The 14,937-nt window shown below is 66.5% G+C and carries 15 protein-coding genes; 7 read left to right on the top strand and 8 right to left on the bottom strand.

The window, feature by feature from the left end; translation table 11 throughout:
- Position 1: 1 nt before the first annotated feature.
- The gene (locus tag HF989_RS07105) at positions 2-580 is read right to left on the bottom strand and encodes a peptide deformylase (protein WP_168685202.1); all 579 of its coding nucleotides are present in this window, start codon (positions 578-580) and stop codon (positions 2-4) included.
- Positions 581-595: 15 nt separating this feature from the next.
- On the opposite strand from HF989_RS07105, the gene HF989_RS07110 reads away from it, so the two are divergent.
- From HF989_RS07110 to HF989_RS07120, 3 genes are all read left to right on the top strand, one after another.
- Positions 596-820 (top strand): DUF3263 domain-containing protein, encoded by a 225-nt coding sequence (locus HF989_RS07110; RefSeq protein WP_168685203.1) that lies wholly within the window; start codon positions 596-598, stop codon positions 818-820.
- Between the two features lie 58 nt (positions 821-878).
- Positions 879-1,847: a LytR C-terminal domain-containing protein gene (locus tag HF989_RS07115; RefSeq protein ID WP_168685204.1), complete on the top strand. Its 969-nt coding sequence runs from the start codon at positions 879-881 to the stop codon at positions 1,845-1,847.
- A gap of 198 nt (positions 1,848-2,045) precedes the next feature.
- Entirely contained in the window at positions 2,046-3,176 is a 1,131-nt protein-coding gene (locus HF989_RS07120; protein WP_168685205.1) for a glutamate--cysteine ligase, read from the top strand.
- Here the strand turns inward: HF989_RS07120 and HF989_RS07125 are convergent.
- The 7 genes from HF989_RS07125 to HF989_RS07155 form a co-directional block, all read right to left on the bottom strand.
- A complete protein-coding gene (locus tag HF989_RS07125; protein ID WP_038613063.1) occupies positions 3,166-3,546 on the bottom strand; it encodes a monovalent cation/H(+) antiporter subunit G in 381 nt (126 codons plus the stop codon). The two genes, HF989_RS07120 and HF989_RS07125, sit on opposite strands and share 11 nt — an antisense overlap.
- Entirely contained in the window at positions 3,543-3,821 is a 279-nt protein-coding gene (locus tag HF989_RS07130) for a monovalent cation/H+ antiporter complex subunit F (protein WP_038613061.1), read from the bottom strand. The genes HF989_RS07125 and HF989_RS07130 overlap by 4 nt, the downstream gene beginning before the upstream one ends.
- Before the next feature lies 1 nt (position 3,822).
- A complete protein-coding gene (locus HF989_RS07135; protein ID WP_168685206.1) occupies positions 3,823-4,335 on the bottom strand; it encodes a Na+/H+ antiporter subunit E in 513 nt (170 codons plus the stop codon).
- Positions 4,335-6,119: a Na+/H+ antiporter subunit D gene (locus HF989_RS07140; protein ID WP_168685208.1), complete on the bottom strand. Its 1,785-nt coding sequence runs from the start codon at positions 6,117-6,119 to the stop codon at positions 4,335-4,337. Before HF989_RS07140 ends, HF989_RS07135 begins: the two co-directional genes overlap by 1 nt.
- Complete coding sequence (locus HF989_RS07145; protein ID WP_168685209.1) at positions 6,109-6,600, bottom strand: Na(+)/H(+) antiporter subunit C; 492 nt, start codon at positions 6,598-6,600, stop codon at positions 6,109-6,111. The genes HF989_RS07140 and HF989_RS07145 overlap by 11 nt, the downstream gene beginning before the upstream one ends.
- Positions 6,601-9,591, bottom strand: a complete 2,991-nt coding sequence (locus HF989_RS07150; protein WP_168685210.1) for a Na+/H+ antiporter subunit A — start codon at positions 9,589-9,591, stop codon at positions 6,601-6,603.
- Positions 9,592-9,764: 173 nt separating this feature from the next.
- Positions 9,765-11,117 carry a M20/M25/M40 family metallo-hydrolase gene (locus HF989_RS07155; protein ID WP_168685211.1) on the bottom strand — a complete coding sequence of 451 codons (1,353 nt, stop codon included), beginning with the start codon at positions 11,115-11,117 and terminating at the stop codon, positions 9,765-9,767.
- Positions 11,118-11,342: 225 nt separating this feature from the next.
- Between HF989_RS07155 and groL the strand changes: the two genes are divergently transcribed.
- From groL to ppk2, 4 genes are all read left to right on the top strand, one after another.
- Positions 11,343-12,980 (top strand): chaperonin GroEL, encoded by a 1,638-nt coding sequence (gene groL, locus HF989_RS07160; RefSeq protein WP_168685212.1) that lies wholly within the window; start codon positions 11,343-11,345, stop codon positions 12,978-12,980.
- A 409-nt stretch (positions 12,981-13,389) separates the two neighbouring features.
- Positions 13,390-13,551, top strand: coding sequence for a PorH family porin (locus HF989_RS07165; RefSeq protein WP_168685213.1), 162 nt, complete (start codon positions 13,390-13,392; stop codon positions 13,549-13,551).
- Positions 13,552-13,580: 29 nt separating this feature from the next.
- Positions 13,581-13,790, top strand: a complete 210-nt coding sequence (locus HF989_RS07170; protein ID WP_168685214.1) for a hypothetical protein — start codon at positions 13,581-13,583, stop codon at positions 13,788-13,790.
- A 106-nt stretch (positions 13,791-13,896) separates the two neighbouring features.
- Positions 13,897-14,796, top strand: a complete 900-nt coding sequence (gene ppk2, locus HF989_RS07175; protein ID WP_168685215.1) for a polyphosphate kinase 2 — start codon at positions 13,897-13,899, stop codon at positions 14,794-14,796.
- Positions 14,797-14,937: the final 141 nt, after the last annotated feature.

Below are 14,937 nucleotides of genomic sequence, written 5' to 3' on the forward strand. Positions count from 1 at the left end.
GCTACTCGTCGTGGCCGAAGGGGTCTTCGTCCGTGCCCGGCAGCCAGGTGTGGCCGGCTTCCTTCCACCCGTTGTCGCGGATGACGCGCTTGGCCTCCTTCTTGTAGCGGCCGGTGAGCACGTCGGTGTAAAGGAAGCCGTCCAGGTGGCCGGTCTCGTGCTGCAGGCAGCGGGCGAAGAAGCCGGTGCCCTCGACCTCGATTTCGTTGCTGTGTTCGTCCAGGCCCGTCACCTTCGCCCAGTCCGCGCGGCCGGTGGGCCAGCTGTAGCCCGGCACGGAGAGGCAGCCTTCGTCGTCCTCGCCGTCGTCCGCGGGCATGGTCTTGGGGATCTCGGAGGTTTCCAGCACCGGGTTGATCACGGTGCCGCGGCGCATCTGGTCGCCGTCCGGGCAGTGGTAGACAAACAGGCGCAGCGGCACGCCGATCTGGTTGGCGGCCAGGCCCACGCCGTGCGCGGCGTCCATGGTTTCGTGCATATCGGCGATGAGCTCTGCCAGCTCCTCCACGGGCTGCGTGACTTCCTTGGTGGGCTCGTGCAGCACCGGATCGCCGTGGATAACGATGGGTCGGATTGTCATGCCAATATATTAGGCATGCTCTCCGACACCGACCTCGCCGTGCTCCGCTTCGCCGCGCGCGCCCCCAGGTCGGTCGGCGCGCGCGAGGACGCCGTGCGCTCCGAGCTGGGCATGCAGCCCATTCGCTACTACCAGCACCTGAACAGGCTGCTGGACTCGCCCGACGCGCTCGCCGCCGAGCCGCAGCTGGTGCGGAGGTTGCAGCGGCTTCGCGACGGCCAAGGGCACCCCAACCTCTAGTTGAGGTTTACGGTGTGTTGCGCCGGCCCCGCGCATTGGTGTGGTTAGAGTTACTGGTGTGACTCAAGACAACTCTGGCAACGACCGCCCCGATCTCGAGCCCGACGCCGGCTCCACGCGCTACACCCCGTCCTTGCGCGAGGGTGGGGACGAGACTGCGTACGACGCCGAGCTGATCGACGCCGAGATCGTCGACGATGACCCCGCCTACCGCGGTGCGCACCGCCGAGACGAGGATGATGCTGATTACGACGTCGTCTACGCAGGTGGCGCCGACGAAGCGGTCTACGACGAGCCCTTCGAGGATGAGCCGGCCGAGCGCGCAGCCGGCGGCGCCGAGGGCGGCCTGCCCAAGCGCGGCCTGGCCATGATCCTCATCGCCGTGGCGGCGCTTCTGGCGCTGTGGGGCATTTGGAAGCTGACCCAGGACGACAACGACGGCGCCGGCGAGGACGCCGCACCGACCTCATCCACCGTGATCGGCACCCCTGCCGCCCCGGCCGCGTCGCCGTCGCAGGACCCCAACGCGCAGCCCAGCCAGCCGTCGCAGGACCCGAACGCCCGGGCCACCGCGACGGTGACGGACACCGTCCGCGCCGACGAGCAGGACGCGCAGGACCCCAACGCGCAGCCCGACCAGGGCGCTGAGGGCCAGCCCGCACCCGCGCCGGCCCCGGCACCGGGGGGAGCGACCCTCGACGCCGCCTCCGCCCAGGTGTACGTCTACAACAACTCCGGCGTGCCGGACCTGGCTAGCCGCACCGCTGACCAGCTGAAGGGCCAGTTCAACGTGGCCAACGACTCCGCGGACGCCGCTGTGATGAACATGCCGGAGCAGGTCTACGGCGTCTTCCCGGAGACCTACGTCTTCTACGACCCTGCCGTGCCGGGCGCCGAGCAGGTGGCGGCGGATGTGGCCGGCCGCGTCGGCGGCACCGCGCGCGCGAAGAGCGACATCCCGGACGGCGCGAGCCTGCCGGAGCAGGCGAACAACCGCGAGGCCGTCACGGTCGTCCTGGCGCGCTAGCACCAGCACCCGGGCCCGCCAGCCCACAGATGGTGAGCTAAGGATGGTGAAAATACCCCGTTTCGGGCCGGATTCACCATCGTTAGCTCACCATCTGTGCGCAGAGGGGCAAAAACCGGCAACCGCCCGGCAAACGCCCCGCATAAAAACCACCGCCGGAGCCAGCCAAACGCGCCCCACCGGATAGGCTCGAGCACTATGGATCCATTCCGCGACTTTGCCAGGTCCGCAGGCCCGACACTCGGCGTCGAGTGGGAGATTTGCCTCGTCGACCCGGAGACGCGCGACCTCGTGCCCCGCGCGGCCGAGGTCATCGACGAAGTGCAGGCCAGGCACCCCGACATCCACCTCGAGCGGGAGTTCCTGCAGAACACGATCGAGCTGGTCACCCCCATCTGCGCGAACACCAGCGAGGCCATCCAGGCGCTAAACAAGGACCTCACCGCCATCAAGGAGGTCGCGGACGAGAAGGGCCTGAAGCTCTGGGCGAGCGGCGGCCACCCGTTCTCGGATTTCCGCACTAACCCGCTGAGCCCGAAGAACACGTACGAGGAGATCGTCAACCGCACCCAGTACTGGGGCCAGCACATGCTGCTGTGGGGGATCCACTGCCACGTGGGCATCAGCCACGAGGACAAGGTGTGGCCCATCATCAACGCGGTGATGACCAAGTACCCGCACCTTCTGGCCATCTCGGCGTCGAGCCCGGGGTGGGACGGCATCGACACCTCGTACGCCTCCAACCGCACGATGCTCTACCAGCAGCTGCCCACCGCGGGCATGCCGTACCAGTTCCAGAGCTGGGACGAGTGGGTCAGCTTCATGCGCGATCAGCAGACGTCGGGCGTGATCAACCACACCGGCTCCATGCACTTCGATGTCCGCCCGGCCGCGAAGTGGGGCACCATCGAGGTCCGCATCTCGGACGCGACGAGCAACCTGCGCGAGCTCGCGGCCGTCGTCGCGCTCACGCACTGCCTCATCGTGCACTACGACCGCATGCTCGAGCGCGGCGCGGAGCTGCCCACCCTGCAGCAGTGGCATGTCGCGGAGAATAAGTGGCGCGGGGCCCGCTACGGCATGGACGCCCTGGTCATCACCAACCGCGACACGGACGAGGCGTGGGTGAAAGACGAGCTGCAGCTGCTTATCGACGAGCTCACGCCCGTCGCCGCCGACCTCGGCTGCGTGGACGAGCTGAACCTAGTCCGCGAGATTATCCAGCGCGGCGCGGGGTATGAGCGCCAGCGCGCCATCTACGCCCGCACCGGCGACTGGAAGGACGTCGTGGACACCACCTGCGCGGAGATGTGGGAGCTTACCCCTTAGGGTTCATGCGCCGCGGGTGGTAGCTGGCCGGACGGTCGTTGCGGCTGAGCTGCTCCTCGCCGCCGTAGAGGCCCTCGCGGCGGGCGATGCGGCCCACGCGCTGCGCGGTGACCGGGCTGGTCATCAGCGCGAACAGCACGAGCAGGACCATCATGCCGATGTCGCCTTTTTCATGCACGCCGAAGTCGTCGGCGGTGGTGACGCGGATGATGGTGCCGGTGATCATGAGCACCAGCCCGGTGGTCTGCGGCTTGGTCACGGCGTGCACGCGGGCGAGGGTGGAGTTGAACCGGGCGGTGCCCACGGCGGCGGAGAAGACCAGAAACGCGCCGGGGAGGATGAAGATGAGCGAGATGATGTCGGTAATCACAGGGAACCGTCCCTCTTGCGGAAGCGGGCCACGGACAGTGTGGCGATGAAGCCGAGCAGGGCAATGACGATCATGACGTTGACCACCGTGGTGTCCAGCGTCCAGCAGATGTAGAGCGCCAGCGCGCACTGCAGGGAGGCGGTGATGCCGTCGTTGGCCAGCAGGCGGTCCATGGAGTCGGGGCCGACGACGATCCGCCAGGCGAAGATGAAGAAGCCGGCGACGAGGAACACTGCGGCCACGGTCAAAAAGACGGTGTAGATGGTGCTGTCCATGTCAGCGTCCTCCTTCGAAGATGGCGATCATTTGGCGTTCCAATTTTTGCACGTTGGCAATTTCGCGGGCGATGTCCTCGTCGGTCTCGGCGTCGAGGACGTGGATGGTCCACTCGCGGTTGGCCAGGTCGATGTCGGTGGCCGTGCCGCCGGGCTGCAGGTTGTAGGCGCAGGCGGCCAGGTAGAGCACCATCTCGTTGCTCAGCCGCATGGGCACGCGCAGGATGGCGTTCCTCGGTTGGGGTGCCCGGCGCAGGGACAGCCACGCCACTTTGGCGGAGGCCGTCAAGAGGTCCCAGAGCCACTCCGCCATAAACGCGGCGAGTTTGAGCCAGTTGACCCGGTTGCCGCTGCGCGGGATCGGCGGCAGGGGCAGGGCCAGCACGATGATGGTGCCCAGGGCGAGCCCGGCGACCACGTTGCCCCAGCTGATCTCGCCCATGAGCAGGATCCACATGAAGGTCAGCCACACCACCGACCACGGCCGGAAGCGGTTGGAGAGTCCAGAAAGCATTACTTCTCCACCTCGTTCGATTCAGCGTCTACGGGCTCCGGCACCATCTCGGTGGTCACACCGGTGAACGTGGGCCCGGCTGGGCTGGAGTTGTCGCGGCGGTCCAGGGCATCGCGCGTGCCGCCCTCGCCGCTTTCCTCGCGGAACGCGTCCAGGTCGCGGGTGGGGTCCGAAGGGTCGTCGCCAAGCACGGCGCCGCGGTAGATGGACAGGTCTGTGGCGGACTGGGCAGCGCGGTCCGTGATGTTGGACATCGGGCCGGCCAGGAACGTGATGGCCGTGGACGTGGCCACCAACAGCGCGGTGGACAGGAACATGCCCACGGGGATGCGGCCCACGTCGTCGCGATCGCCGGAAGCAACGGTTTCCTCGCGCGCGACCAAGTTGGCGGGGCGGGCGAGCACGACGTCGCCCTCGGGTGCGTCGGCGCGGTCGCGCAGGAAGCCCTGGGACCACACGCTCATCATGGCGTAGAGGGTGAGCAGGGATGTCACCACGGCGCCGCCGATGAGCACCCACGCCAGCCACGAGCCGTCCTCGGCGCCGGCCTGGATGAGCATGACCTTGCCCAGGAAGCCGGACAGCGGCGGGATGCCGCCGAGGTTCAGCGCCGGGATGAGGTAGAGCACCCCGATCACGGGCGCGGTGTAGAGCAGCGAGCCCAGGCGGCGCAGGTTCGAAGACCCGGCCTGGCGCTCCACCAGGCCCACCACCAGGAACAGGGAGGTCTGCACCAGGATGTGGTGCACGGCGTAGAAGATGGCGCCGGACAGCCCCGCCACGGAGCCGAGCGCCACGCCGAAGATCATGTACCCGATGTGGCTGACCAGGGTAAACGACATCAGGCGTTTGATGTCGTTCTGGGCGATCGCGCCCATCACGCCCACGATCATGGTCAAAAGCGCCACCACCATCAGGGTGGAGTCCAGCGAGCCGTCCGTGAACACCGTGGAGCGCACGCGGATGATGGCGTACACGCCCACCTTGGTCAAAAGGCCCGCGAAGACGGCGGTGACGATGGAGGCGGCGGTGGGGTAGGAGTCCGGCAGCCAGGCGTCCAGGGGGAAGATGGCGGCCTTGATGCCGAACGCCACGATGAAGGTGGCGAAGATGGCCGCGCTGGTGCCGGAGGGCAGCTCCGACATGCGCTCGCCGGCCTGGGCCATGTTCACCGTGCCGGTGGACGCGTACACCAGGGCGAGCCCGAACAGGAAGATCATGGAGGACGCCAGGGAGACCAAGGTGTAGCCGATGCCGGCGCGCACGCGCTGGGGCGAGGCGCCCAGGGTGAGCAGCACGTAGGACGCCACCAGGAACACCTCGAAGCCCACGTACAGGTTGAACATGTCGCCGGCCAGGAAGGACAGGTTCACGCCCAAGGTCAGCAGCATGTAGGTGGGCAGGAAGACGGCCACTGGGTCGTCCTCGTCGCCGTCGCGCAGGCCCTGGGAGATGCCGTACCACATCACCGCAAACAGCACGATGGAGGAGACGAACAGCATGATGGAGGACAGCCGGTCCGCCACCATGGTGATGCCCACCGGTGCGTCCCAGCCGCCCATCTGCACGGTCTGGATGCCGTGGGTGTCGGCCACGATGATCATCACCGCGGCGATGACGGTCAGGGCGGCCAGGGTGGCCAGTGCGATTGTGCGCTGCAGGTTCACGCCGCGAAACAGCGCGATCAGCCCGGCGGCGAGGGCGGGCAGGACGATCGGCATGACGGTGAGGTAGGGCATGGCGGGCAGGGCCCAGTCCGCGAACGTCATAAAGCTAGCTCGCATCGGCGCGCCCCTTCACTTCTTTCACCGGGTCCTCGAACGGCTTCGGGCTGGACTCGCCCGGAGCGCTGGCCTTGCCGGCTGGCGCGTCGTCGGAGTTCTCGCGCTCCGGGCCCGGGGTGTGGGGCCGGGCGGCAACGGCGCGGTCTTCCTCGTCGCGCTCGACCACGTCGTCGGTGCGGTAGCGGTACTGGCGGTAGGCCAGCGCGAGCATGAAGCCCACCATGGACATCGAGATCACGATGGCGGTGAGGATCATGGCTTGGGCGAGCGGGTCGGCCCCGTTGGCCGCCGCTTCAGAGTCGCGCCCGATAATCGGCGGCGAGCCCGCGGGTCCGCCCGATTGCAGCAGGAGCAGGTTCGCGCCGTTGCCGATCAGGGTCACGCCCATGATCATGCGCGTCATCGAGGTGTCCAGCATGAGGTACACCCCGCACGCGATGAGCACACCGGCGCCGATGAGCAGGAACAGGTTCGCTTCCATCTACTCGCTCCTTTCTTCGCGTTTGCTTATGGACGATCCGCTGGCCGCCACCGCCTGGCGCTGCGCAAACCGCGCCCTGCGGCCCCGCGACAGCGAGCGGCGGCGTTCCTCGTTTTTGACCTGCAGCTCGCGCGCGCGGTCGCGGGCGCGCTGCTTGCGTGTGTCTTCCTCGCGGTCCAGGTACGCGCCCATGGAGGCGAGCACGTGCATGATCAGGCCGACCACGATGATGTAGACGCCGGCGTCGAAGACCAGCGCCGACGGCACGGTGACCTCGCCGATTAGCGGCAGCGTGAACTCGACGTAGGAGGAGGTCAGCGGCGGGTAGCCGAAGAACATGGGCACCACTGCCGCGGCGGTGGTGAACATGATGCCGATGCCCATCACGCGGCCCGGGTGGACCGGCAGGGTTTCTTCCGCCTCCCGGCGTCCGCCAGCCAGGTACCGCAGCGTCAGCGCGAGCGCGGCGACCAAGCCGCCGGCGAACCCGCCGCCCGGCGCGTTGTGGCCGGAAAAGAAGAAGTACGCGGACAGCAGCATCATGGACGGGAACAGCAGGCGGGTGACCACGTCCACCAGGATGGAGCGGTTTTGGCCGGTCTCCGTCTCCACGCCGGAGGCGAGCCAGCGCGCCTTGGTGGTGGACAGGGTGGGCCGGCGCGACTCCGGCTCGAAGCGGAAGGTGCCGAAGATGAGGCTGGCGATGCCGGTGGCGGCCGCCACGATCACCAGCGTCTCGCCGAACGTGTCGGCTGCGCGCAGGTCCACCAGCAGCACGTTGACGGTGTTGCGCCCGTGGCCGATCTCGTAGGCCAGCTCCGGCATGTACTTGGAAATGGGGTCTGCAATGCGCGCGGACATGGCGGTCATGGCCACGGTGACCACGGACACGCCGGTGCCGATGGACAGCCAGGCGCGCAGGCGGTTGTCGTCGTTTCGCGGCTCCGTTTCCGTGGGCATCTTGCGCAGCACCAGCATGAACAGCACCAGGGAGATGGTCTCCACCAACGCCTGGGTGAGCGCCAGGTCCGGTGCGCCGTGCAGCGCGAAGATGAGCGCCATGAAGTAGCCGGTCAGGCCCACCATGATCACGCCGGAGAGGCGGTTGTGCTGGAGGGTGGCAAAGAACGCCAGGCCCGCCATGAGGGTGACGGTCAGGCCCTGCCAGACGTTGTCCCACACCGTCATGCGGATGTTGTTGGAATCGCCCAGGATGAGCGCCGACAGCGGGACCACGGCGAGCACGATGAAGATGATGGCCAGGTTGATGGTCAAGGAGCCGCGCTGGGTGGACGCGGTGAGTTTCAGCGACCAGCGCTTGAGTGTGCCCATGATGGCGTCCCAGACATCGTTGGCGTCGCCAAGCGCGGGGCGCTCGAACTGGGCCTTGGCCACAATGCCGCGCTGCCAGAACATGATCGCACCGGCGGCAATGATCACGGCGGACAGCGCCAGCGGCACCGTAAAGCCGTGCCACAGGGCCAGCTTCGAGCCCTCCACGTCCGGGAAGCGGACGTTCAAGTACTCGTTGATGGGCCGGGAGAGGAACTGCGGCATCAGGCCGAACGCCACGGTGCCGGCGGTGAGGACGGCGGGAGGGATCCACAGCTTCGAGTCCACGTGGTGCATGGTTTCCACGGCCTCAGACTGCCCTGCGTCGTTGGTGGCCTGCTCCCGCTTGGTGGCAAAAGCGCCGTAGCAGAAGTACACGGAGTAGGCCATGGTGAGGATGGAGCCGACAACCAGCACCACCAGCGTGATGTTGCCGGGCATGCCGGTGAGCAGCTCCTCGTGCAGGATGGCATCCAGCGCCGTCTCTTTGGCCACGAAGCCGAACAGTGGCGGGATACCGGCCATGGACGCCGCGGAGATGACCGCCAGCACCATGAGCAGCGGCTGTTTTTTGCCCAGCCCGGACAGCTCGCGGATGTCGCGCGTGCCGGTGGTGTGGTCGATGGCGCCGACGATCATGAACAGCGCGGCCTTGAACAGCGAGTGGGCGAAGGTGATGGCCAGGCCCGCCATGGCGGCCTCGCGCGATCCCACGCCGATGACGGTGATGATGAAGCCGAGCTGGCTCACCGTGCCGTAGGCCAGCACCAGCTTCAGGTCCTGCTGTTTCAGGGCCATCCAGCCGCCGAGCAGCATGGTGAACCCGCCGGTGGAGAGCACCACGAGGTGCCAGGTGGTCACCGCGGACAGGTCGGGTGCGAGGCGGGCGACGAGGTAGATGCCCGCCTTCACCATCGCCGCGGAGTGCAGGTACGCAGACACTGGGGTGGGCGCTGCCATCGCGCCGGGCAGCCAGAAGTGCCAGGGCGCCTGGGCGGACTTGGTCAGGGCGCCCAGCATGATCAGCACGATCGCGGCGGAGATGGCCTGGGTGTTTTCAATGTCCGCGATCTGGGAGACCTCGGAGAGCTTCCAAATCCCGGCCTTGTAGCCCAGCAGGTTGATGCCCACCAGCATGGCCAGGCCGCCGAACGTGGTCACCATGAGCGCCTGCATGGCGGCCCGGCGGGAAGAGGCCCGCTCGCCGTAGTAGGACACCAGCATGTAGGACAGCACCGACGTCAGCTCCCAGAACACGTACATGAGCAGGAAGTTGTCGGCGATGACCAGGCCGTACATGGTGGTGGCGAAGAACGTCAGCTCAAAGCCGAATTTGGCCAGGCGGCGCGGGTTGCTATCGAAGTAGCCCCAGCAGTACAGCAGCACCAGCGCGCCCACGCCGAGGATGATCAGGCTGAACAGCCCGGCGAGGGCGTCGAGGCGGAACTCTAAGTTGAGGTTGGCGGACGGCATCCAGGTGAACGCCGCGGAAATTTCGCCGCCGTTGGCGAACACCCCTGTGGCGAAGAGTCTGGCCACCCAGATGAACCCGCCAAGCGGTACGAGCGCGATGATGCCGAACGCGGCGCGGCCCACCGTGCGCAAAAGCACGGGGGCGGCGAGCGTGGCAACGGTGAGAGCGATGAGCAATATCAGCACGAGTGCGCGGCCCTCCTTGTGTTGTGTGCGTGCGGGCACACCGCGCCTCAAGCGGGGGAGCTCATTGAGTTCACACAGAAATACTCACACAGCAGGGGGCTGAGTTATCTGGGTATCTACGCGTCAACACCAGTGGCGCGGCCGTTGGGAAGAAATTTTAGCGATATTTGGTGCTACTTGCCGTATCGCTGCAAGAAGGCAGCTTCTGCGGCAGCGATGCGCTCGATCTCGGTGGGGTCCACCGACTCGTCCACGCCGTGGATGCCGCACTGCGGCTCCTCAACGCCGAACAGTGCGATCTCTGCGTCCGGGAAGGTGTTCTGCAGCGTGATGGTCAGCGGGATGGAACCGCCGGAGCCGACGACGGCCAGCTCGTCGGCGCCGTAGGCCTCCTGCAGGCACTCGCCCAGCGTGGCAACGGCGCCGGCTTTCGGGTTGGTGGCAAACGGCTCGTTCACGCCGCTGATGTCAACCTCGACCTTCGCGCCCCACGGGGTGTGGGCCTTGATGTGCTCTTCCATCTTCTGCGTGATCTCGGCGGTGCTTTGGCCGGCCGGCACGCGCAGGTTGAACTGCGCTTCGGCGCGGGCGTTGACGGCGTTGAGCGCCTCTGCCACCGGGGTGGAGGTGAAGCCGATCATGGTCACCGCGGGGCGCGCCCACACCAGGTCCGCCGGCTCGTCGTCGACGGTGCCCAGCAGCTGCACGCCCTCCAGCACGGTGGCGTCGGTGCGGAAGGTCTCGCGGTCGTACGCGTCGCCGTCCCACTTGGCGGTGGTGTCCACGCCGTCAATAGTGGTGCGGCCGTGTTCGTCGAACAGCGATGTGGCAATGACCATCAGCGCGTGGGCCGCGTCCGGGGCGCCGCCGCCGAAGTTGCCGGAGTGGGCCTGGTTGGCCAGCGTCTCCACCGTCACTTTCACCTGGGCGCCGCCGCGCAGGGAGGTGGTCAGCGTGGGCACGCCGGCCGCCATGTTGCCGGTGTCCGCGATCAGGATGGCGTCCGCCTCGAAGACCTCGGGCTTGTCCTCGATGAGTTTGCCCAGCCCGTCGTCGCCGCCGAGCTCCTCCGAGCCCTCCACCACGACCTTCAGGCCCAGGTCGGTGCCGCCGTTCTCCTCGAGCATGCGCAGCGCCTCCAGGTGCATGGCCAGGTTGCCCTTGCAGTCGGCGGCGCCGCGGCCGTACCAGCGGCCGTCGCGCTCCGTCAGCTCGAACGGGTCGCTCGTCCAGGCCTCCGGGTTGTTTGCGGGGACGACGTCGTAGTGGGAGTACAGCAGCACCGTCGGGGCGCCGTTGATGGGCTCTCGCTTTCCGACGATCGTGTCCGCGTCATCCACGGTGGGGTAGCGGGTCACGTCCAGGCCCAAGGCCTGCAGGGCCTCCACCGTCCAGGCGCAGGCGGCCTCGTGCTGGTCGGCCAGCGCGGGCGTGGAGTGCACCGAGTTGAAGGCGACCAGCTCGGAGAGGTCCTTGAAAATGCGGTCGCGTTGCGGGGAGAAGTGCTGTGCAGTCTGTTCAGTCATGGCCCCACGCTAGCAGCAGCGCCCGGCCCCTTGCGTGCCTTGCACTCAACCCGGCCGAGTGCTAAACATGGTGGCTGGCACTCACGTAAACCGAGTGCCAAATAAACGAATAAAGCGGGTGAGGCTGAGACCACTCGTCAGCCGTGCCGTCGCGGGCGCCTGCTTGCACCGACGAACTGAGTGAGCGTCAGATGAACTCTATTCAATAAGGAGTGACACACTCACATGGCAAAGATGATCGCATTCGACGAGGAAGCACGTCGCAGCCTTGAAAACGGCCTGAACACCCTGGCCGACGCCGTGAAGGTCACGCTGGGCCCCAAGGGCCGCAACGTGGTGCTGGAGAAGTCCTGGGGCGCCCCCACGATCACCAACGACGGCGTGACCATCGCCAAGGAGATCGAGCTCGAGGACCCGTACGAGAAGATCGGCGCCGAGCTGGTCAAGGAAGTTGCCAAGAAGACCGACGACGTCGCTGGCGACGGCACCACCACCGCCACGGTCCTCGCCCAGGCGCTCGTGCGCGAAGGCCTGCGCAACGTGGCCGCTGGCTCCAACCCGATGGGCATCAAGCGCGGCATCCAGGCTGCCACCGACAAGGTCTCTCAGTACCTGCTCAACCAGGCCAAGGAGGTGGAGACCCAGGAGGAGATCGCCTCCACCGCCGGCATCTCCGCGTCCGACCCGGAGATTGGCAAGAAGATCGCCGAGGCGATGTACGCCGTGGGCAACGGCTCCGTGAACAAGGAGTCCGTGATCACGGTGGAGGAGTCCAACACCTTCGGCGTGGACCTCGAGGTCACCGAGGGCATGCGCTTTGACAAGGGCTTCATCTCCGCCTACTTCGCCACCGACATGGAGCGCGGCGAGGCCGTGCTGGAAGACCCGTACATCCTGCTGGTCTCCGGCAAGATCTCCAACGTCAAGGAGCTCGTGCCGGTGCTGGAGCAGGTCATGCAGTCCGGCAAGCCGCTGCTAATCATCGCCGAGGACGTCGAGGGCGAGGCTCTGTCCACCCTCGTGGTGAACAAGATCCGCGGCACCTTCAAGTCCGTGGCCGTGAAGGCTCCGGGCTTTGGCGACCGCCGCAAGGCCATGCTGCAGGATCTGGCTATCCTCACCGGCGGCCAGGTCATCTCCGAGGAGGTCGGCCTTTCCCTCGAGACCGCTGGCCTCGAGCTGCTCGGCCAGGCACGCAAGGTTGTGGTGACCAAGGACGAGACCACCCTGGTCCAGGGCGCCGGCGACCAGGCGCAGATCGACGGCCGCGTCAAGCAGATCCGCGCCGAGATTGAGAACTCTGACTCCGAGTACGACCGCGAGAAGCTGCAGGAGCGCCTGGCCAAGCTGGCCGGCGGCGTTGCGGTGATCAAGGTCGGCGCCGCCACCGAGGTGGAGCTGAAGGAGCAGAAGCTGCGCATCGAGGACGCTGTCCGCAACGCCAAGGCTGCTGTTGAGGAGGGCATCGTCGCCGGCGGCGGCGTGGCCCTGCTGCAGGCCGCCAACGAGCTCGAGGGCGACCTCGGCCTTGAGGGCGACGAGGCGACCGGCGTGAAGATCGTCCGCGAGGCGCTGTCCGCCCCGCTGAAGCAGATCTCCCTCAACGCCGGCTTGGAGCCGGGTGTGGTGGCAGACAAGGTTGTCAACCTCCCCGACGGCCAGGGCCTGAACGCCGCTACCGGCGAGTACGTGGACATGCTGGCCAACGGCATCGCCGACCCGGCCAAGGTGACTCGTTCCGCGCTGCAGAACGCTGCCTCCATCGCCGCGTTGTTCCTCACCACCGAGGCTGTCGTGGCCGACAAGCCGGAGCCGGCCTCCGCGAACCCGGGCATGGACCCGGAGGCCATGGGCATGATGTAAATCGCCCCTGAGCTGCACACGCGCCCTTCGGGGCGCGTTTTTTCTTGCCCGGAGCGGCCTGCTTCTGCTTCTCGACGCCCCTCCGGACCACCCCCGGATTGGTGTAAAAGGCAGGCCTTACGGAACCAGTTTTGACACCCCAGAGAGACGCCGAGCAACGCGGAATTTAACCCGTGTTCACCTTCGGAAGAACGCAGGGGCTAATTTTCCTGCCAGGAACCGCCAAGGTTACGCGAAGGTGAACAAAAACCACCTGTGCGCAGAGTGAATGCGATAGGCGGAAGCGTAAAAGAACCCTTGACGCGGCTGATTCCTGTGGCAAAATACCGCCTGTGACGCCCGCAAGGGGGGTCCGTACCTGACAAGTCCCGCCAGCTGTCCGCTGGCGCCAATCAGATAGGGAACGCACATGCCTGTCGATCTCAAGTTCATCCAGACCCAGCTGGACAACTTCTCCACCTTCGCCAAGAACCTGACCAAGCTGTTCCAGGAGCTGCCGGTCGCGCTGCAGAAGTTCGCGAAGGCAATCGCCGACGGCAGCGATGCCGCCACGGCCGCTAAAGACAACTAAGCCACTACTGAATCTAAGGAGCACACAACATGAAGGACTTCTTCGCCAACCTTTCCTCCTCCACCGAGGACACCGAATCCAAGGTCGATGCTGCACAGGCCATCAACAACTGGGTTTCCCTCTCCTCCGGCACCGGTGACAACGACATCACCAAGGTGCCGGGCGCACTGCTCAACCTGCTCGCTGACTTCGGTGAGCTGGCTGGCTACCTCGCCAAGCTCATCGGCCTGGTCGCGTAAGTAACGCGCACTCGCCGAAGGCCCCGTCGCTAAGCGGCGGGGTTTTTCTTATCCCCCTGAAAAGCTTCCCCGGCGTACTTCCCCCGCCCAGAATAGAGTGTGCACCATGGCTGACATCAAAGACGACGACCTGCCGCTGATCGACCTCGCCGAGACCGAAGGTTGGGTCGTGGACGACACCGACGAGGACGATCCGGTCCTGCTTATGCCCGACGGCACCGCCATCCAGACGTGGCGGGAGAACTACCCGTACGAGGAGCGCCTGTCCCGCGACGAGTACGAGAAGGAAAAGCGCGCCCTGCAGATCGAGCTGTTGAAGTGGCAGAACTGGACCAAGGACACGGGCCAGCGCCACATCATCCTCTTTGAGGGCCGCGACGCCGCCGGCAAGGGCGGAACCATCAAGCGCTTCAACGAGCACCTGAACCCCCGCGGTGCCCGCACCGTCGCGCTGGAGAAGCCGTCGCCGCGCGAGTCCACCTCCTGGTACTTTCAGCGCTACATTGAGCACTTCCCGTCGGGCGGCGAGATCGTCTTCTTCGACCGCTCCTGGTACAACCGCTCCGGCGTCGAGCGCGTCATGGGCTTTTGCACCGAGTCCCAGCACGCCGAGTTCCTGCGCGAGGTGCCCATGCTGGAGAACATGATCCTGGGCTCCGGTATCTCGCTGACGAAGTTCTGGTTCTCCGTGACCCGGAAGGAGCAGCGCACCCGCTTTGCCATCCGCCAGGTGGACCCGGTGCGCCAGTGGAAGCTCTCGCCGATGGACCTGGCGTCTTTGGACAAGTGGGACGACTACACCCGCGCCAAGGAGGAGCAGTTCCGCTACACGGACACGGACGAGTCCCCCTGGATCACCATCAAGTCCAACGACAAGAAGCGCGCCCGCCTCAACGCGATGCGCTACATCCTGTCCAAGTTCGAGTACACCAATAAGGACCACGAGGTTGTGGGCCAGCCGGACCCGCTGATTGTCAAGCGCGGCCGCGACCAGATCGGCGATTAGGCGGCAGCGCGCTCGCGCTGCGGAGCGGGGCCGTCGGATCCTGCCCGTCCGTACCTCTAATTAGAAAGCTCCGAAGAGGTGCGCAACCCCGGTGGGGGGAGGAGAGAAGCCGCGCGCGATCATCGACGTCATCTCCGACAC

Origin of the sequence: Corynebacterium mucifaciens (assembly GCF_012396315.1) — a bacterium.
Lineage (GTDB): Bacteria > Actinomycetota > Actinomycetes > Mycobacteriales > Mycobacteriaceae > Corynebacterium > Corynebacterium mucifaciens.

What these genes read in the sequence shown, in the direction of transcription:
- HF989_RS07105 (WP_168685202.1), bottom strand. Translation starts at nt 580, where the DNA reads ATGACAATCCGACCCATCGTTATCCACGGCGATCCGGTGCTGCACGAG.
- HF989_RS07110 (WP_168685203.1), top strand. Translation starts at nt 596, where the DNA reads ATGCTCTCCGACACCGACCTCGCCGTGCTCCGCTTCGCCGCGCGCGCC.
- HF989_RS07120 (WP_168685205.1), top strand. Translation starts at nt 2,046, where the DNA reads ATGGATCCATTCCGCGACTTTGCCAGGTCCGCAGGCCCGACACTCGGC.
- HF989_RS07130 (WP_038613061.1), bottom strand. Translation starts at nt 3,821, where the DNA reads ATGGACAGCACCATCTACACCGTCTTTTTGACCGTGGCCGCAGTGTTC.
- HF989_RS07135 (WP_168685206.1), bottom strand. Translation starts at nt 4,335, where the DNA reads ATGCTTTCTGGACTCTCCAACCGCTTCCGGCCGTGGTCGGTGGTGTGG.
- HF989_RS07140 (WP_168685208.1), bottom strand. Translation starts at nt 6,119, where the DNA reads ATGCGAGCTAGCTTTATGACGTTCGCGGACTGGGCCCTGCCCGCCATG.
- HF989_RS07145 (WP_168685209.1), bottom strand. Translation starts at nt 6,600, where the DNA reads ATGGAAGCGAACCTGTTCCTGCTCATCGGCGCCGGTGTGCTCATCGCG.
- HF989_RS07155 (WP_168685211.1), bottom strand. Translation starts at nt 11,117, where the DNA reads ATGACTGAACAGACTGCACAGCACTTCTCCCCGCAACGCGACCGCATT.
- groL (WP_168685212.1), top strand. Translation starts at nt 11,343, where the DNA reads ATGGCAAAGATGATCGCATTCGACGAGGAAGCACGTCGCAGCCTTGAA.
- HF989_RS07165 (WP_168685213.1), top strand. Translation starts at nt 13,390, where the DNA reads ATGCCTGTCGATCTCAAGTTCATCCAGACCCAGCTGGACAACTTCTCC.
- HF989_RS07170 (WP_168685214.1), top strand. Translation starts at nt 13,581, where the DNA reads ATGAAGGACTTCTTCGCCAACCTTTCCTCCTCCACCGAGGACACCGAA.
- ppk2 (WP_168685215.1), top strand. Translation starts at nt 13,897, where the DNA reads ATGGCTGACATCAAAGACGACGACCTGCCGCTGATCGACCTCGCCGAG.